We start from the raw sequence: 19,112 nt of genomic DNA on the forward strand, positions 1-19,112 counted from the left end.
TCGTCTGAGCTTATATTAGATCATAAAACTGTTGAAATTGATATTTTATTAGATCATAAAAATATCGGAATTGGTATTAAATAGATACCTTGAATTTGGCAATTTTTTCTACGTATAAGATTGTTCACTTAATTAATAAAACGGGTATAACTCTTATCATAAGCTGGCTTCAATGTCTTAAAGGCAAATGAAATGCCAATATAATGGATTACTATATGCCGCTATTAATTGTCTTATCGTCACATTCTAATGACATGGAATATTACCTTGTTGATTTTGACAAAATATACCTTATATATGGACGTAGTGAGACGCAACTTAGAGCTGTAAACTTGTAAATATAGATGTAGCCAAAGATACTTTTTGAAGAATGCCTAATATTTTTTATTTGATTTATACGCTTTTATATAAGTGATATAACAAAATAAAATAAAATAAAATATTATGGTGGCACAATATTTGATAAAGTAGAGCTATAGTGTTCCTCAGAAAATTAGCAATACAACTTAGTCATGAATGACTCAAACAAAGTCAAGTTGTGTAACATCTAAATAATCTAGTGTCTTACTTTTATCTTTGCATAGATTCATTTTTGATGGATATGTATTTTACCCATTTATCAATTTGATTGTTAAGACCAATACTGTAGCAATGTCATTAATTGGCTCAGTAAAGCTGTTCTTAGATGTAATATTTAATAATTTTTACAATAAATCATAGCTATTTAATGGCTACTAATGAGAGTAAATATGTTTTTAATCGACCAAATAATATTGTTATCAGCAGTTCTTATTTTACTTGGTATTATTTCGAGTAAGTTATCTGCTCGCTTAGGCTTACCTGTACTTGTACTATTTTTAATAGTCGGCATGCTAGCAGGTGAAGATGGCCCTGGAGGAATTTTCTTTGATAACGCGGATGCTGCTCATTCCTTAGGCACCTTAGCCTTAGCTATTATATTGTTTGATGGTGGGTTACAAACACCTTTTAAAGCGGTTAAACGTGTCTGGAAGCCTGCCTCTGCATTAGCTACTTTTGGCGTATTAATTACTGGTATCGTTACAGGGCTAGCCGCGGCTTATATTTTAGAGATACCGTTACTTCAAGGTATGTTACTTGGTGCAATCGTTGGTTCAACGGATGCAGCTGCTGTATTTTCATTACTGAGAAACGCAGGTATTCACCTGAATAAAAAGTTAAAAGCAACATTAGAAATTGAGAGTGCTTCAAACGATCCTATGGCAATATTTTTAACTGTTGGATTGTTAGAAGTACTTGTTAATGGCATGAAGCCAGGTACAGATTTATTCTTGATGTTTATATCTCAAATGGGGCTAGGCGCTGTTGTAGGACTGACTGTTGGTTGGCTTTCTGTTAAATTGATTAATCGTATTCAGTTAGTTTCAGCTGGTTTGTATCCAGTATTAGTCGCTGCTTGTGGTATGTTATCTTTTGGTATTACAGCTAATATTGGTGGTAGTGGATTTTTAGCTGTATTTATTACCGGTGTTGTTATCGGCAATAGTCGTTTTGTTTTCCAACGTAGTACTTTTCTCTTCCATGATGGTTTAGCCTGGCTAAGTCAAATAACCATGTTTGTTGTTTTAGGCTTATTAATAACGCCAACGTCTTTGTTAGATGTATGGTTTGAAGGTTTACTGATAGCCTTCGTCTTAATATTTGTTGCTAGGCCACTTGCTGTTATTCCTACGCTAGCATTATTTGGCTTTAATATGCGGGAAATTACGCTGGTTTCATGGGTTGGATTACGAGGCTCTGTACCGATAATATTAGCAATATTTCCTTTGATTTTTGGCTTGCCTGGTGCATCGCTTATTTTCAATGTGGTCTTTTTTGTTGTGCTTATTTCAGCGACCTTACAAGGCTCAAGTTTAGCTTGGATGGCGAAGAAGCTAAAATTAACCTTACCACCACCAGTAACTCCTGCAGCAACACTAGAGATTACTGCGCTTGGTGACGTAGATGCAGATATTGTGGAATATACGTTAGGCTCCAATTCTCCAGCTATAGGCCGACGTATTTCTCATTTAGCCCTTCCTGAGCATGCCGTTATGGCGATGATCACTCGATCAGGTAAAGTTATTGCACCACGAGGGTCAACACTTCTACAATCTGAAGATCAAATATTTATCGTATTAAAGCCAAGCATACGTGCATTTGTTGATTATGTTTTTTCAGGAAAACTTGATACTGAGAGTGAAGAATTACCGAATAGAGAATTAAAAGTTAAAGGGAATACTTGTGTTGACCATATAGGAAACTCTTACGGTATTGAAATTATGGGGGAAGGGCAAGCGACATTAGAACAACTAATTAAGTCAACCCTTGATACGGCACCCTTCATAGATGCTGTGGCACAATTAGAAAATATTCATTTATATGTTAGAGAAATGGTTGACCAGCGTATTATTACGGTGGGGATTGTAGTAAATGATAAGTAGTATTATAGGTTTAAGATGGTAAGTTTAGCTGCAGAAATTGAAAATTACTAAGATTGATTTAAGAGATATGAGCTATTTGTTACCCTTATAATTAGATATTTTAATGTTATTTTTTAACGTAAAGCCTAATTTTATATAGGACAGCTATCGATTATCTTGTAAATATCCCTTGAGTAAACTGATTGACTGAGTATAATAGCGCCTCACTTCTCGAGTATCTCTTAATTCCCAAAAAACTAAGATTCATCCGATAAGTGTAACTATTGCTTTAGTAGACGTTTAAATACTAAATGCATTGTAGGGGTGTAGTTCCAATTGGTAGAACAGCGGTCTCCAAAACCGATGGTTGGGAGTTCGAGTCTCTCCACCCCTGCCATATTGATAAAGGCTTCGCGTAAATCGCGTTTCTAAACAGTTTCACATTTGATGACAATTACGGATAGAAATATGAATGCAAGTACAGAAGAACAACCAAGTAACTCATTAGACGGTTTAAAATGGGGCATTATTGTCTTATTATTAATTGCCGCTATTGGTGGTAACTATTATTATGGTCAAGAATCAGTATTACTACGTGCTGTAGGAGTTGTAGTTGCTGTGGGTGTTGCAGGTTTAATTGCTATGCAAACATTAAAGGGTCGTACTGCTGTTGCATTTGCTAAAGAATCACGAACTGAAGTTCGTAAAGTCGTTTGGCCAACACGCCAAGAAGCTATCCAAACAACAGGTATTGTTTTAGTGGTTACATTATTAATGTCATTACTACTTTGGGGTTTAGATTCTGTTCTTTTCTGGGCGGTCGGCTTAATTACAGGTATGAAGGTATTATAATGTCTGAAGGTTTTATTGAAAATTCTGTTGATGGTAGCGAAGGCGAAGAGACAGAAGAAAAAGTTGTTAATCAAAATCCAAAGTTAAGATGGTATGTTGTACAGGCTTTCTCTGGTTATGAAGGTCGTGTTCAAAAAACATTAGTAGAGCATGTTGAAATCAATGGTCTACAAGAAAAGTTTGGTGAGATTCTAGTACCTACAGAAGAAGTAGTGGAAATGAGAGCTGGCCAAAAGCGTAAGAGTTCTCGTAAATTCTTTCCTGGTTACGTACTTGTTCACATGGAGCTTGATGACGAATCATGGCATTTAGTTAAAAGTGTTCCACGCGTATTAGGTTTTATTGGTGGTACTAAAGAAAGACCTGCACCGATAACTCAAAAAGAAGCGGATCGCATATTACAGCGTTTAGTTGATACTGATAAGCCTAAGCCTAAAACATTGTTTGAACCAGGCGAAGTTATTCGTGTTATTGACGGACCATTTGCAGACTTTAATGGTGTTGTTGAAGAACTTGATTATGAGAAGAATAGAATTAAAGTATCTGTACTTATTTTCGGTCGTTCAACACCGGTTGATCTTGAATTTGGTCAGGTAGAAAAAGGAAGCTAAGCTTCTTTATACATAATTATGAATAAAAAAACCAAAGCTCTGTCTTTGGTTTTTTGTTTTTATTAATTAGTCTTCGTCGAAAAGTACTTGAAACTTAGTGATTGATTAATATATAATCCGCTGCCGCGTTTTTTTAGCGCGGCCTAAATCAGCCTTTTTGAATAAATTAGGTTAAAATACGATTTAGTAAACAGGGAAGCGAAAACTGTTCGCAGTAATTTGCGTTAACTACCCACAATAAAGGTATTTTAAAATGGCTAAAAAAGTCCAAGCTTTAATCAAGCTACAAGTAGCTGCTGGTGCAGCTAACCCGTCACCACCGGTTGGTCCTGCATTAGGTCAACATGGTGTTAACATCATGGAATTCTGTAAAGCGTTTAACGCAAAAACAGATTCTTTAGAGAAAAATGCTCCGGTTCCAGTAGTAATTACTGTATATAATGACCGTTCATTTACTTTTGAAACTAAAACTCCACCTGCTGCTTATTTACTTCTAAAAGCTGCTGGTGTGAAAAGCGGCTCTGGTCGTCCTAACACAGAAAAAGTTGGTACTGTTACTACAGCACAACTTGAAGAAATCGTTAAGACAAAAGAACCTGATTTAACTGCTGGTTCATTAGAAGCTGCAGTGCGTACCATTGCGGGCTCTGCTCGTTCAATGGGTTTAGTGGTAGAGGACTAATCAATGGCTAAATTATCAAAACGCGCTCGTCTTATCCGTGAAAAAGTAGACGTAACAAAAGAATATGATATCACTGAAGCAGTTGCTTTATTAAAAGAATTTGCTACAGCAAAATTCCGCGAAAGCGTAGATGTTGCTGTAAACCTTGGTATTGATGCTCGTAAATCAGATCAAAACGTTCGTGGTGCTGCAGTATTACCAAATGGTACGGGCCGTGATGTACGTGTTGCTGTATTTACACAAGGTGCAAATGCAGAAAAAGCTAAAGAAGCTGGTGCTGACGTAGTTGGTATGGAAGATTTAGCTGAGCTAGTTAAAAAAGGCGAAATGAACTTTGATGTTGTAATCGCTTCTCCAGACGCTATGCGTGTTGTTGGTCAACTAGGTCAAATCTTAGGCCCACGTGGTTTAATGCCTAACCCTAAAGTTGGTACTGTAACTCCTGATGTAGCTGGCGCTGTTAAAAACGCTAAGTCTGGTCAAGTTCGTTACCGCAACGACAAGAACGGTATCATCCATACTACTATTGGTAAGGCTGATTTCGAACCTGCACAGTTACAAGAAAACCTAGAGTTTTTGTTAGATGCACTTAAAAAAGCAAAACCAGCAAATGCTAAAGGTCAATATCTTAAAAAAGTTTCTCTTTCAACTACTATGGGTGCCGGCGTAGCCGTTAACCAAGCTAGTTTATCGCAAGCTTAATATTGATAAAGTAGAGCTTTTTGATTGAAGCTTTACAAAGGCGAAATTATAATCTATAATTTCGCCCCTTAAATTTTGGTAGGAGTTATATTGCTGTATTTTAGATGAAAATCTTTTAAATTCAATGATATAACCCCCGTCCAAGACCGTAGGAGTTTTTATTGAATAGGTTTTCCTTCTGGAATTCCGATGAAGATTAAAACTTAATATTTCCTACGTAGATGGTGATTACCCAGATATTTTTTCCTTAAATTCTGGTCCTCGCCGTAATGGCCTAGTATACAATTATGTATTCTAGGGATTGTAAATACCGGCATAAACCCCGGTGAACCAGGAGTTAAAGCCAATGGCTATCAATCTTGATGACAAAAAAGCAATTGTTGCTGAAGTTCAAGAAGCTGCCGCTGGCGCTCAATCAGTTGTTATTGCGGATGCCCGCGGTGTAACAGTTGAAGCAATTACAGTGCTACGTAAGCAAGCACGTGAGAATGGCGTATGGATGAAAGTTGTCCGTAACACATTAGCACGTCGTGCAGTAGCTGGTACTGAATTTGAATGTGTTGATGACACATTTAAAGGACCTACATTAATTGCATTTTCAAACGAACATCCAGGTGCTGCTGCACGTTTATTCACTGATTTCGCTAAAACTAACGAAAAATTTGAATTAAAAGCAGCTGCATTTGAAGGTAATGTTGTAGACGTAAATATGTTAGCTAAGCTACCTACTTACGACGAAGCTATTGCCCGTTTAATGAGCGCTATGAAAGAAGCATCTGCAGGCAAATTAGTCCGCACGATTGCTGCAGTTCGCGATCAGAAAGAACAAGAAGCTGCATAGGTTATTTAAGTTTATTGCTTAAAACCAAGCTTTTTGTATTTATAGTTATTTCAAACAGTATTTTTTATAAAAAAATCTGTTTAATTAAAATTAGGAAATTATAGTATGTCTATTTCAAAAGACGATATCTTAAACGCAGTTGCTGAAATGTCAGTAATGGACGTTGTTGCATTAATCGAAGCAATGGAAGAAAAATTCGGCGTATCAGCTGCTGCAGCTGTTGCTGTTGCTGGCGGTGACGCTGGTGGTTCTGCTGAAGAACAAAGTGAATTTGACGTTGTTTTAACTGGCTTCGGTGAGAAGAAAGTTGCAGTAATCAAAGCAGTTCGTGGCGCTACAGGTTTAGGCCTTAAAGAAGCTAAAGACTTAGTTGAAGCTCTTGGTACGCTTAAAGAAGGCGTAGATAAAGCTGAAGCAGAAGAGCTTAAGAAAACTCTTGAAGAAGCTGGTGCTTCTGTTGAGATCAAATAGTCTGTTAATAAACAGATTATTTGCCTGAAAAGGCATGGCTGGTGATTTAAACGTCACCGGCCTTTTTGCGCTTTTTATTGCTAGAAAAACATAATATGTTTTTTTAAGAAAACAGTGCATTATTAAGTGTTAGATGACTTTTGATCATCTAGTAATGTTTAGACGTAAACATTATCTAAATAACCTGTCTATGTAAGGAAAACTTACAAGGCAGATTTGGCCATAACCAGCAAGCTGAGGAACCCCATGGCTTACTCATACTTTGAGAAAAAGCGAATTAGAAAGGACTTTGGTAAAAGTGCACAAGTAATGGAATATCCATTTTTGTTGTCCATTCAACTCGATTCTTTCCGCAAGTTTATTGATATTGATACCACAGGTGAAACCGGTCTAGAGGCTGCTTTCCGTTCTATTTTCCCAATTAAAGCTTATTCAGGTAGCTCAGAATTACAATATGTAAGCTATCGTTTAGGTGAACCGTTATTTGATGTTAAAGAATGTCAAATACGTGGTGTAACTTATTCTGCACCGCTACGCGTTAAATTACGTTTAGTGGTTTACGATAAAGAAGCTCCGGCAGGTACTGTAAAAGATATCAAAGAACAAGAAGTGTACATGGGTGAAATCCCGTTGATGACAGATAACGGTACTTTTGTAATTAATGGTACTGAGCGTGTTATCGTTTCACAATTACACCGTTCTCCTGGTGTATTCTTTGATCACGATAAAGGTAAAACGCATTCATCGGGTAAAGTTTTATATAACGCACGCGTTATTCCTTACCGTGGTTCATGGTTAGATTTTGAATTTGATCCAAAAGATAATTTATTTGTTCGTATCGATAGACGTCGTAAATTACCAGCGTCAATCATGCTACGTGCATTAGAATATTCTACAGAAGAAATTTTAGATATTTTCTATGACACAACTAACTTTGTTATCAAAGGTGATAAGTTGGTCATGGATCTTATTCCTGATCGTCTTCGTGGTGAAACTGCTACATTCGACATTTCAATTAAGAAAGGTGAAGTATTAGTTGAATCAGGTCGTCGTATCACTGCACGACACATTCGTTCTTTAGAAAAAGCAAAAATTGATAAATTAGAAGTACCAGCTGAATATATTGTTGGTAAAGTTTTATCAAAAGCTTATATCGACAAGTCTACGGGTGAAGTTGTTGCTGAAGCAAATGCTGAATTAACGTTGGAGTTATTAGCAGAGCTTAGCCAAGCAGGTCATAAAACAATATCTACTTTATATATGAATGAATTCGATGTTGGTTCATATATGTCAGATACGTTACGTGTTGATAGCTCAACTAACCGCTTAGAAGCGTTAGTTGAAATTTACCGTATGATGCGCCCAGGCGAGCCACCGACAAAAGATGCAGCAGATACATTATTTAATAATTTATTCTTCGCTTCTGAACGTTATGACTTATCTACTGTAGGTCGTATGAAGTTTAATCGTCGTGTTGGTAATGCTGATGATATCGGTTCTGGTATTTTATCTAAAGAAGATATTGTTTCAGTAATGAAAACCTTAATCGACATTCGTGACGGTAAAGGTGAAGTTGATGATATCGATCATTTAGGTAACCGTCGTATTCGCTCTGTTGGTGAAATGGCTGAAAACCAATTCCGTGTAGGTTTAGTTCGTGTTGAGCGTGCTGTACGTGAACGTTTAAGTCTTGGTGACTTAGATGCAATCATGCCACAAGATTTAATCAACGCTAAACCAATTTCTGCGGCAGTGAAAGAGTTCTTTGGCTCTTCACAGTTGTCTCAGTTTATGGATCAAAACAACCCGTTATCAGAGGTAACGCATAAGCGTCGTATTTCTGCATTAGGCCCAGGTGGTTTAACGCGTGAACGTGCTGGTTTTGAAGTACGAGATGTACATCCAACGCATTACGGTCGTGTTTGTCCAATCGAAACGCCAGAGGGTCCAAACATTGGTTTGATCAACTCGCTTTCTTGTTACGCACGTACTAATGATTTTGGTTTCTTAGAAACTCCATACCGCAAAGTTATTGACGGTGTAGTGACTAATGATATTGATTATTTATCAGCAATTGAAGAGGGTAACTTTGTTATCGCTCAGGCAAACGCTGTAAATGACGCAGATAATAAGTTAACTGAAGACTTAGTTAACTGTCGTCATAAAAATGAATTTACATTAAAAGCACCTGCTGAAGTTCAGTATATGGATGTATCGCCACAACAAATTATTTCTGTTGCTGCGTCACTTATTCCATTCCTTGAACACGATGATGCTAACCGTGCTTTGATGGGATCGAACATGCAACGTCAAGCAGTACCAACACTTATCGTAGATAAGCCGTTAGTTGGTACTGGTATGGAAAAAGTTGTAGCAGTTGATTCTGGTGTTACAGCCGTAGCTAAACGTGGTGGTGTAGTCAGTTATGTTGATGCTTCACGTATTGTTGTTAAAGTTAATGAAAAAGAAATGCATGCTGGTGAAGCCGGTATTGATATTTATAACTTAACTAAATATACACGTTCTAACCAAAACACTTGTATCAACCAACGTCCAGTGTGTCGTATGGGTGAACCTGTTGTACGTGGTGATGTATTAGCTGATGGTCCTTCTACAGATATGGGTGAATTGGCTTTAGGTCAAAACATGCGTATCGCTTTCATGCCTTGGAATGGTTACAACTTTGAAGATTCAATGTTGTTATCTGAGCGTGTAGCAATTGAAGACAGATTTACTACTATTCATATTCAAGAACTAACGTGTATCGCTCGTGATACTAAATTAGGATCAGAAGAAATTACTGCTGATATTCCTAATGTTGGTGAGTCAGCGTTATCTAAATTAGATGAAGCTGGTGTTGTTTATATTGGTGCTGAAGTTAATGGCGGTGATATTTTAGTGGGTAAAGTTACTCCTAAAGGTGAAACGCAATTAACACCAGAAGAAAAACTTTTACGTGCAATTTTTGGTGAGAAAGCGGCTGATGTTAAAGACAGCTCTTTACGTGTACCAAATTCAGTAAAAGGTACTATCATTGATGTTCAAATATTTACGCGCGACGGTGTTGAAAAAGATGCTCGTGCAGTAGAAATTGAAGAAATGCAACTTAGAGAAGTTAAGAAAGATCTTGGCGATGAACTAAGCATTTTAGAAGATGGTATTTACGCACGTACTAAGAAATTATTATTGTCTGCAGGCTTAAGTGAATCAGATTTAACTTCAATGTCTCGTGATAAGTGGTTAACGCAAAACTTATCTAATGAAGAACAACAAGCTGAACTTGAACAAATTGCTGAGCAATACGACAACATTAAAGAAGATTTCGATAAGAAGTTTGAAGTTAAGCGTCGTAAGATCACGCAAGGTGATGATTTACAACCAGGCGTATTAAAAATAGTTAAAGTTTATTTAGCTGTTAAACGTCGTATTCAGCCAGGTGATAAAATGGCTGGTCGTCATGGTAACAAAGGTGTTATTTCAAACGTAGTACCTGTTGAAGATATGCCATACGATCAATACGGTGTGCCAGTAGATGTAGTGCTTAACCCATTAGGTGTTCCATCACGTATGAACATCGGTCAGATTTTAGAAACTCATTTAGGTATGGCGTGTCGCGGTATCGGTGAAAAAATCAATCGTATGTTAGAAGCACAACAAGAAATTCATAAACTACGTAACTTCCTTCAAGAAGTTTACAATGTCGGTGAATCTCGTCAAGAAGTTGATGTTGCTAGTTTCTCTGATGATGAAGTATTGCGTTTAGCCGGTAACTTGCGTGCAGGTTTACCGATTGCAACACCAGCATTTGATGGCGCTGCAGAAAAAGAAATTAAAGAGTTATTTAAACTTGCAGATATGCCTCAAAGTGGTCAGTTTACATTAACTGATGGCCGTACAGGTCGTGAGTTTGAACGTCCTGTAACTGTTGGCTACATGTATATGTTGAAACTAAACCATTTAGTTGATGACAAAATGCATGCGCGTTCAACTGGTTCATACTCATTAGTAACTCAGCAACCACTTGGTGGTAAAGCTCAGTTCGGTGGCCAGCGTTTTGGTGAGATGGAAGTATGGGCACTAGAAGCATATGGTGCAGCTTATACTCTACAAGAAATGCTAACGGTTAAGTCTGATGATGTTGCTGGTCGTACTAAGATGTATAAAAACTTAGTTGATGGTGATCATCGTATGGATCCGGGTATTCCTGAGTCATTCAATGTATTACTTAAAGAAATTCGTTCTTTAGGTATAAATATTGAACTAGACTTAGATTAGGCTCTAAGTAATAAGTAGCTGACCACAGGTTATTAACATAACCTGTGACGCAGTAAGGGGAGAAGGTAAAATATTTACCTTCTTCTAGAGATTTAACTCCGACAGGAGAATAGTGTGAAAGATTTACTTAAGTTTCTTAAGCAACAAAATCAAACAGAAGATTTTGATGGTATTCGCATCGGTCTAGCATCGCCGGACTTGGTACGTTCTTGGTCATTTGGTGAAGTTAAAAAGCCTGAAACCATTAACTATCGTACGTTTAAACCAGAACGTGATGGTTTATTTTGTGCGCGTATTTTTGGACCAGTAAAAGACTATGAATGTCTTTGTGGTAAATACAAGCGTTTAAAACATCGCGGTGTTATCTGTGAGAAATGTGGCGTTGAGGTTACCTTAACTAAAGTTCGTCGTGAACGTATGGGGCATATTGAATTAGCTAGCCCTGTTGCGCATATTTGGTTTTTAAAATCATTACCTTCGCGTATTGGTTTATTACTTGATATGACGTTACGTGATATTGAACGTGTGCTTTATTTCGAATCTTATGTTGTTACCGAACCAGGTATGACAACACTAGAAAAAAGCCAAATTTTAACGGAAGAAGAGTATCTTGATGCGTTAGAAGAACATGGTGATGAATTCGATGCCCTAATGGGTGCTGAAGCGGTATTAGCTTTACTACAACAAATTGATCTTGACGGTGAAGTAGCGCAGATGCGTGAAGAATTGCCAGAGATTGGTAGTGAGACTAAACGTAAGAAAATTACTAAGCGTTTAAAATTAATGGAAGCATTCGCTGCTTCAGGCAATAAGCCTGAGTGGATGATTATGAATGTTCTACCTATTTTACCGCCTGATTTACGTCCATTAGTACCACTAGATGGCGGTCGTTTCGCGACTTCAGATCTTAATGATCTTTACCGTCGTGTTATTAACCGTAACAATCGTTTAAAACGTCTTCTAGACTTAGTTGCTCCAGATATTATCGTACGTAACGAAAAACGTATGTTACAAGAATCTGTTGATGCACTTTTAGATAACGGTCGTCGTGGTCGTGCTATTACTGGTTCTAACAAACGTCCTCTTAAATCACTTGCCGATATGATTAAAGGTAAGCAAGGTCGTTTCCGTCAAAACTTACTTGGTAAGCGTGTAGATTACTCAGGTCGTTCTGTAATCACTGTTGGTCCAACATTGAAATTACATCAATGTGGTTTACCAAAGAAAATGGCATTGGAATTATTCAAACCATTTATCTACGGTGTATTAGAGCGTCGTGGTTTAGCGACAACTATCAAAGCAGCTAAGAAATTAGTTGAACGTGAAGGTGCTGAAGTTTGGGATGTACTTGATGAAGTAATCCGTGAACATCCAGTAATGCTTAACCGTGCACCAACATTGCATAGATTAGGTATCCAAGCGTTTGAACCAGTGCTAATTGAAGGTAAAGCAATTCATCTTCACCCATTAGTTTGTGCGGCATACAATGCCGATTTCGATGGTGACCAAATGGCGGTACATGTACCGTTGACAATCGAAGCACAAATGGAAGCACGTACGTTGATGATGTCAACTAACAACGTATTAGCGCCAGCAAATGGTGAGCCAATCATCGTTCCATCACAAGATGTTGTATTAGGTCTTTATTACCTAACACGTGATCGTGTGAATGGTTTAGGTGAAGGTATGGTATTTGTTGATACTAAAGAAGCTGAAAAAGCTTACCGTACCGGCGCAGCTGAGCTTCATGCACGTGTTAAAATTCGTATTACTGAGCATGTTAAAAATGCGAATGGCGAATTCGAAGAAAAAGTTAGTTTACGTGATACTACTGTAGGTCGTGCTATTTTATGGCAAGTTTGTCCTAAAGGTTTACCATATGACGTTATTGATCAACCGTTAGCTAAAAAAGCTATCTCAAAGTTGATTAACCATGCTTATCGTAACCTTGGTTTAAAAGATACTGTAATATTCGCTGACCATATTATGTATACAGGTTTCCATTATGCAATGATCGCTGGTGCTTCTGTTGGTATCGACGATATGGTTATTCCTGATGCTAAGTACACTATCATTGAAGATTCAGAAGCTGAAGTTGCTGAAATTCAAGCACAGTTTGACCAAGGTCTTGTTACTGCTGGTGAGAAATACAACAAAGTTATTGATATTTGGTCGTCTGCGAACGAAAAAGTATCTAAAGCGATGATGGATAACTTATCAAAAGAGCAAATCCTAAACCGTGATGGTGTAATGGAAGAGCAAGATTCATTTAACTCTATCTTTATGATGGCTGACTCCGGTGCTCGTGGTAGTGCTGCACAGATTCGTCAGTTAGCGGGTATGCGTGGCTTGATGGCTAAACCAGATGGTTCAATCATCGAAACACCAATCAAAGCTAACTTCCGTGAAGGTTTGAATGTATCTGAATACTTCATCTCAACACATGGTGCGCGTAAAGGTTTGGCCGATACGGCACTTAAAACAGCTAACTCGGGTTACTTAACTCGTCGTTTAGTTGATGTTGCACAAGATTTAGTAGTAACAGAGCACGACTGTGGTACAGAAGATGGCTTATTAATGACGCCATTGATTGAAGGTGGTGATGTTGTTGAGCCGTTACGTGAGCGTGTGTTAGGTCGTGTAGTTTGTGAAGATGTATTAATTCCAAACACTGATGAAGTATTACTTCCTCGTAACACGTTAATAGATGAAGCTTTGTGTGATGTTATTGAAGAGAATTCAGTAGATCAAATAAAAGTACGTTCAATTATTACTTGTAAAACAGATTTTGGTATTTGTGCATATTGTTACGGCCGTGATTTGGCTCGTGGTCATATGATTAACCAAGGTGAAGCAATTGGTGTTGTGGCAGCACAATCAATTGGTGAACCAGGTACTCAGCTTACCATGCGTACATTCCATATCGGTGGTGCAGCATCAAGAGCTTCTGCTGAAAACAGCGTACAAGTTAACAACTCAGGTACATTGAAGTTACAAAATGCTAAATTTGTTACTAACTCAGATAAGCATCTTGTTATTACTTCACGTTCATCAGAACTTACCGTTATTGATGAAATGGGTCGTGTAACTGAAAACTACAAAGTACCTTACGGTGCTGTACTTTCTAAGAATGATGGCGAAGCTGTTACTGCTGGCGATACTATTGCCAACTGGGATCCGCATACTCATCCAATCATTACTGAAGTAAAAGGTAAAGTACAGTTTGTTGATTTGATTGATGGCGTAACTATGGTTCGTCAAACAGATGAATTAACTGGTTTATCAAGCATTGTTATTACTGAAGCTGCACAACGTAGCGCTAGTGGTAAAGAAATGCGTCCAGCATTGAAACTAGTCGATGCTAAAGGTAAAGATGTAATGATCGCGGGTACTGAAATTCCAGCACTTTACTATTTACCAGGTAATGCAATCGTTAACCTTGAAGATGGTGCCGATGTAAGTATTGGTGATGCGTTAGCTCGTATACCACAAGCAAGTTCGAAAACTCGTGATATCACGGGTGGTCTTCCTCGTGTTGCTGATTTATTTGAAGCGCGTAAACCTAAACTACCTGCTATCCTTGCAGAGAAAACAGGTGTTATTGGCTTCGGCAAAGAAACCAAAGGTAAAGTGCGTTTATTAATCACTCAACCTAGCGGAGAAGTATACGAAGAGATGATACCTAAAACACGTCAATTAAACGTGTTTGAAGGTGAGCAAGTGGCTAAAGGTGAAGTTATTGCCGATGGTCCAGAGTCTCCACATGATATCTTACGTTTACGTGGTGTTGCTCCTGTAGCAAACTATATCGTAAACGAAGTACAAGAAGTATACCGCTTACAGGGTGTTAAGATTAACGATAAGCATATCGAAGTTATCGTACGTCAAATGATCCGTAAGTGTGAAATTCTTGATGCGGGTGATAGTGAGTTCCTTAAAGGTGAGCAAGTTGAAGTGGCGCGCGTTAATATCGCAAACCGTGAACTTGAAGAGCAAGGCAAACAGCCTGCTGAATATGAAATGCAAATGATGGGTATTACTAAAGCATCATTGGCAACTGAATCATTCATTTCAGCTGCATCTTTCCAAGAAACGACTCGTGTACTTACTGAAGCAGCTGTTGCTGGTAAGAAAGATGGCTTACGTGGCTTGAAAGAAAACGTTATTGTTGGTCGCTTAATTCCTGCAGGTACAGGTTATGCTTATCATCAAGAACGTGCTAAAGCCAAAGCAGCTTTTGACGCACATGAAGATACTACAGTATCTGCTGATGATGCTGAAAAAGCGTTAGCTGATGCTTTAAGTGCAGACTTAGGCTCGTAATAAGTTAATACTAATCATCTAGAGTTGAACAGACTGTTTAGCTTTTAAAATGATAAATATTAAATAAAAAACCGTACTCTTTTGAGTGCGGTTTTTTTATGCCTATAGTTACCCGAAACCTCACTAATAACTTGACACTTAGGCCATTGACCTATAGAATTTCGCGACCTTATATTCTGTGCCTAGTAGACATTGAATTTTAAGGTAAGATTATTTCACGTTTATTAGCGGGTGATTTGGCAAACTTAGTCAATAAAAATTACCCATTGTTTTATCTAATCAGGAGCTATAATGGCAACTATTAACCAACTAGTACGTAAACCACGTGTTAGACAAGTAACAAAAAGTAACGTTCCGGCGTTACAAGCTTGTCCACAACGTCGTGGCGTTTGTACTCGTGTGTACACAACTACACCAAAAAAACCTAACTCAGCATTACGTAAAGTAGCTCGTGTTCGTTTAACTAACGGCTTCGAAGTAACTTCATACATCGGTGGTGAAGGTCATAACTTACAAGAGCATAGCGTGATTTTAATCCGTGGTGGTCGTGTTAAAGATTTACCAGGTGTGCGTTATCACACCGTTCGTGGCGCGCTAGATTGTTCTGGTGTAAGCGATAGAAGACAAGGCCGTTCTAAATACGGTGCTAAACGACCTAAATCTTAAGTTTTCCCCTCTTTATCTACTTGGTAGATAAAAGATGAGAAACGTTAAGTAAGGCCAAATTAACAAATTTTTAAAATTTATATATTTTGGGTAAAACCTGAATAACACGGAGAATTAAGATGCCAAGAAGACGCGTCGTAGGGCAACGTAAAATATTGCCAGATCCTAAGTTCCATAACGAACTTTTAGCAAAATTCATCAACATCCTTATGGTTGATGGTAAAAAATCTACTGCAGAAAAAATTGTTTACGGTGCATTAGACATTTTAACTGAAAAAAATACTGAGAAAACTCATTTAGAGATGTTCGAAGAAGCATTAGATAACATCCGTCCACAAGTCGAAGTTAAATCTCGTCGTGTTGGTGGTTCAACTTATCAAGTGCCAGTTGAAGTACGTCCAGTGCGTCGTAATGCACTAGCCATGCGTTGGTTAGTTGAAGCAGCTCGTAAACGTGGTGAAAAATCAATGGCTCAGCGCCTAGCTAACGAAATGTTAGATGCGTCTGACAGCAAAGGTTCAGCGGTTAAGAAACGTGAAGACGTTCACCGTATGGCTGAAGCTAACAAAGCATTCGCTCACTACCGCTGGTAATAACCAAGTACTGTTTGAATGTAATGCTTACTTAAAGACTTATCTTTGGGTAAGCACATGGCTAGCAAGATTATTCTTGCTAGCCATACTTGTTTTTACAATATGTGTTTTTTATCATAGTTAAATAAATTAAGTGTTTACGCAATTAAATGTTTAATTGATTTAATTATTTAACCTGAACTCGGTTTAAGATATTTAATTTAACTTTTAAGTAAATTAATAACTGCAAGAGGAATTAAAATTGGCCCGTATAACCCCTATAGAGCGCTATCGTAATATCGGTATTTGTGCGCATGTAGATGCAGGTAAAACGACAACCACGGAACGTATATTATTTTATACTGGTTTATCACATAAAATTGGTGAAGTTCACGACGGTGCCGCAACTACAGACTGGATGGAGCAAGAGCAAGAGCGTGGTATAACTATCACCTCTGCCGCAATCACTTGTTTCTGGAAGGGGATGGAAGCACAATTTGATGATCATCATATCAATATTATTGATACGCCTGGTCACGTTGATTTTACGATTGAAGTTGAGCGTTCACTACGTGTGCTTGATGGTGCTGTACTTGTGTTATGTGGTTCATCTGGTGTTCAGCCACAAACAGAAACTGTTTGGCGTCAAATGGAAAAATATGAAGTACCTCGCATAGTATTCGTTAATAAAATGGATAGAACAGGTGCTAACTTTTTCTCAGTTGTAGAACAACTTAAAACGCGTTTAGGTGCTAATGCTGTGCCTATCTATATTCCCATTGGTGCTGAAGATGACTTTCAAGGTATTGTTGACCTTGTTAAAATGAAAGCTATCAACTGGAATGAAGATGATCATGGTATGACTTTCAGCTATGAAGATATTCCAACTGATTTACAGGATATTGCTGAAGAGTGGCGTGACAATTTAGTATCTGAAGCTGCTGAAGCTAATGATGACTTAATGGATAAATACCTTGAAGAAGGTGATTTAACTGAAGATGAAATAAAAGTAGGTTTACGCGCTAGAACTATTTCGAATGAGATCATTTTATGTGGCTGTGGCAGTGCTTTTAAAAATAAAGGTGTGCAAGCGGTACTAGATGCGGTTATTGAATACTTACCTTCGCCTACAGAAGTAGCAGCGATCACTGGTATTAATGATGATAAAGATGAAACAGAAGGAACTCGTCCAGCAGATGACAGTGCACCATTTTCAGCACTGGCTTTTAAAATTGCGACAGATCCCTTTGTTGGAACATTAACTTTCTTCCGTGTATATTCAGGTGTAGTGAAGACTGGAGATAGTGTTTATAATCCCGTTAAAGGCAAAAAAGAACGTTTCGGCCGTATTGTTCAAATGCATGCAAATGACAGAAAAGAAATTCAAGAAGTGCGTGCGGGTGATATTGCTGCAGCAATAGGTTTGAAAGATGTGACTACGGGTGATACTTTATGTGACGGTGGAAATGTAATTACACTTGAGCGTATGGAGTTTCCTGAACCGGTTATTTCGGTTGCAGTAGAGCCGAGAACACTTGCAGCCCAAGAAAAAATGGGTATTGCATTAGGTAAACTGGCTGCAGAAGATCCGTCATTTAAAGTGGCAACGGATGACGAAACTGGACAAACAATTATATCAGGTATGGGTGAGCTACACTTAGATATTCTTGTTGAGCGTATGAAGCGTGAATTTGGCGTTGAATGTAATGTTGGTAATCCACAAGTTTCTTACCGAGAAACAATTCGCAGTACGGTTGAAGTTGAAGGTAAATTTGTTCGTCAATCAGGTGGTAAAGGACAATATGGTCATGTTTGGTTGAAAATGGAGCCAAATGAAGAAGGTGCTGGTTTCGAGTTTGTTAACGAAATCGTTGGCGGTACTTTACCAAAAGAATTTATCCCTGCGATCGAAAAAGGTTGTAAAGAGCAAATGGACAGTGGTGTTGTCGCTGGTTATCCATTATTAGATATAAAGGTTACACTTTATGATGGCTCTTTTCATGATGTCGACTCTAACGAGATGGCATTTAAAGTCGCTGCATCTATGGGCTTTAGAAAAGGGGCGCTTGAAGCGAATCCTGTTATCTTAGAGCCGATAATGAAAGTTGAAGTAACTACACCTGAAGCCAATATGGGTGATGTTGTAGGGGATTTAAACCGCCGTCGAGGTATTATTGACGGTATGGACGAAGGTCCAGCAGGTTCGAAAATTGTAAATGCATTGGTACCCTTAGCCGAAATGTTCGGTTATGCTACCGACTTGCGTAGTGCTACACAAGGTCGTGCATCTTACTCTATGGAGTTTCAGCAGTATAATGAAGCACCGAAATTGGTAGCACAAAAAATAATGGAAACTCGTTAGGGTTCCATTAATGATTTACAACAAGCGCGGTCGTTTTGACTGTTGCTTTTATTTTTTATAGCAAAGAAACTTTAAGGTAATTGAAAAATGGCTAAAGAAAAATTTGAACGTAATAAACCGCATGTTAACGTTGGTACAATCGGTCACGTTGATCACGGTAAAACAACATTAACAGCCGCTATCTCTGCGGTATTAACTAAAGTACATGGTGGTGAATTAAAAGATTTCGCACAAATTGATAATGCACCAGAAGAGCGTGAGCGTGGTATTACAATCAATACTTCTCACATCGAGTACGATACAGAAACACGTCA

At 38.1% G+C, this 19,112-nt stretch carries 13 protein-coding genes and 1 tRNA gene; all 14 read left to right on the plus strand.

All coding sequences use genetic code 11. From position 1 onward, the window contains the following. The first annotated feature begins 749 nt into the window (after positions 1–749). Positions 750–2,462, plus strand: a complete 1,713-nt coding sequence (locus Q4503_RS18150) for a potassium/proton antiporter (RefSeq protein ID WP_215972904.1) — start codon at positions 750–752, stop codon at positions 2,460–2,462. A 299-nt stretch (positions 2,463–2,761) separates the two neighbouring features. Next, positions 2,762–2,838 (plus strand) — tRNA-Trp (locus Q4503_RS18155). A 71-nt stretch (positions 2,839–2,909) separates the two neighbouring features. After that, on the plus strand, positions 2,910–3,293 hold the full coding sequence (gene secE / locus Q4503_RS18160) for a preprotein translocase subunit SecE (protein WP_215972903.1): 384 nt from the start codon (positions 2,910–2,912) through the stop codon (positions 3,291–3,293). Continuing rightward, entirely contained in the window at positions 3,293–3,904 is a 612-nt protein-coding gene (nusG, locus tag Q4503_RS18165; protein WP_215972902.1) for a transcription termination/antitermination protein NusG, read from the plus strand. Before secE ends, nusG begins: the two co-directional genes overlap by 1 nt. Positions 3,905–4,157: 253 nt before the next feature. After that, on the plus strand, positions 4,158–4,586 hold the full coding sequence (gene rplK / locus Q4503_RS18170) for a 50S ribosomal protein L11 (RefSeq protein WP_215972901.1): 429 nt from the start codon (positions 4,158–4,160) through the stop codon (positions 4,584–4,586). Between the two features lie 3 nt (positions 4,587–4,589). After that, positions 4,590–5,288, plus strand: coding sequence for a 50S ribosomal protein L1 (gene rplA, locus Q4503_RS18175; RefSeq protein WP_215972900.1), 699 nt, complete (start codon positions 4,590–4,592; stop codon positions 5,286–5,288). Positions 5,289–5,634: 346 nt separating this feature from the next. Then, complete coding sequence (gene rplJ / locus Q4503_RS18180; protein ID WP_215972899.1) at positions 5,635–6,129, plus strand: 50S ribosomal protein L10; 495 nt, start codon at positions 5,635–5,637, stop codon at positions 6,127–6,129. Positions 6,130–6,234: 105 nt separating this feature from the next. Then, positions 6,235–6,600: a 50S ribosomal protein L7/L12 gene (rplL, locus tag Q4503_RS18185; RefSeq protein WP_215972898.1), complete on the plus strand. Its 366-nt coding sequence runs from the start codon at positions 6,235–6,237 to the stop codon at positions 6,598–6,600. Between the two features lie 246 nt (positions 6,601–6,846). Continuing rightward, positions 6,847–10,875, plus strand: coding sequence for a DNA-directed RNA polymerase subunit beta (gene rpoB, locus Q4503_RS18190; RefSeq protein WP_215972897.1), 4,029 nt, complete (start codon positions 6,847–6,849; stop codon positions 10,873–10,875). Between the two features lie 114 nt (positions 10,876–10,989). Then, the gene (rpoC, locus tag Q4503_RS18195; RefSeq protein WP_215972896.1) at positions 10,990–15,198 is read left to right on the plus strand and encodes a DNA-directed RNA polymerase subunit beta'; all 4,209 of its coding nucleotides are present in this window, start codon (positions 10,990–10,992) and stop codon (positions 15,196–15,198) included. Positions 15,199–15,489: 291 nt separating this feature from the next. Continuing rightward, positions 15,490–15,864 (plus strand): 30S ribosomal protein S12, encoded by a 375-nt coding sequence (rpsL, locus tag Q4503_RS18200; protein ID WP_011045492.1) that lies wholly within the window; start codon positions 15,490–15,492, stop codon positions 15,862–15,864. 119 nt (positions 15,865–15,983) lie between these two features. Then, positions 15,984–16,457, plus strand: coding sequence for a 30S ribosomal protein S7 (gene rpsG / locus Q4503_RS18205; RefSeq protein WP_215972895.1), 474 nt, complete (start codon positions 15,984–15,986; stop codon positions 16,455–16,457). 241 nt (positions 16,458–16,698) lie between these two features. After that, positions 16,699–18,798: an elongation factor G gene (fusA, locus tag Q4503_RS18210; RefSeq protein ID WP_303603118.1), complete on the plus strand. Its 2,100-nt coding sequence runs from the start codon at positions 16,699–16,701 to the stop codon at positions 18,796–18,798. Between the two features lie 87 nt (positions 18,799–18,885). Next, the coding region (locus tag Q4503_RS18215) for a GTP-binding protein (RefSeq protein ID WP_303603119.1) at positions 18,886–19,112 on the plus strand (227 nt) is incomplete at its 3' end.

It is taken from the genome of Colwellia sp. 6_MG-2023, assembly GCF_030547765.1.
Classification (GTDB): domain Bacteria; phylum Pseudomonadota; class Gammaproteobacteria; order Enterobacterales; family Alteromonadaceae; genus Colwellia.

What these genes read in the sequence shown, in the direction of transcription:
- rpoB (WP_215972897.1), top strand. Translation starts at nt 6,847, where the DNA reads ATGGCTTACTCATACTTTGAGAAAAAGCGAATTAGAAAGGACTTTGGT.
- rpsL (WP_011045492.1), top strand. Translation starts at nt 15,490, where the DNA reads ATGGCAACTATTAACCAACTAGTACGTAAACCACGTGTTAGACAAGTA.
- rplK (WP_215972901.1), top strand. Translation starts at nt 4,158, where the DNA reads ATGGCTAAAAAAGTCCAAGCTTTAATCAAGCTACAAGTAGCTGCTGGT.
- secE (WP_215972903.1), top strand. Translation starts at nt 2,910, where the DNA reads ATGAATGCAAGTACAGAAGAACAACCAAGTAACTCATTAGACGGTTTA.
- rplA (WP_215972900.1), top strand. Translation starts at nt 4,590, where the DNA reads ATGGCTAAATTATCAAAACGCGCTCGTCTTATCCGTGAAAAAGTAGAC.
- rplL (WP_215972898.1), top strand. Translation starts at nt 6,235, where the DNA reads ATGTCTATTTCAAAAGACGATATCTTAAACGCAGTTGCTGAAATGTCA.
- rplJ (WP_215972899.1), top strand. Translation starts at nt 5,635, where the DNA reads ATGGCTATCAATCTTGATGACAAAAAAGCAATTGTTGCTGAAGTTCAA.
- Q4503_RS18150 (WP_215972904.1), top strand. Translation starts at nt 750, where the DNA reads ATGTTTTTAATCGACCAAATAATATTGTTATCAGCAGTTCTTATTTTA.
- nusG (WP_215972902.1), top strand. Translation starts at nt 3,293, where the DNA reads ATGTCTGAAGGTTTTATTGAAAATTCTGTTGATGGTAGCGAAGGCGAA.
- rpsG (WP_215972895.1), top strand. Translation starts at nt 15,984, where the DNA reads ATGCCAAGAAGACGCGTCGTAGGGCAACGTAAAATATTGCCAGATCCT.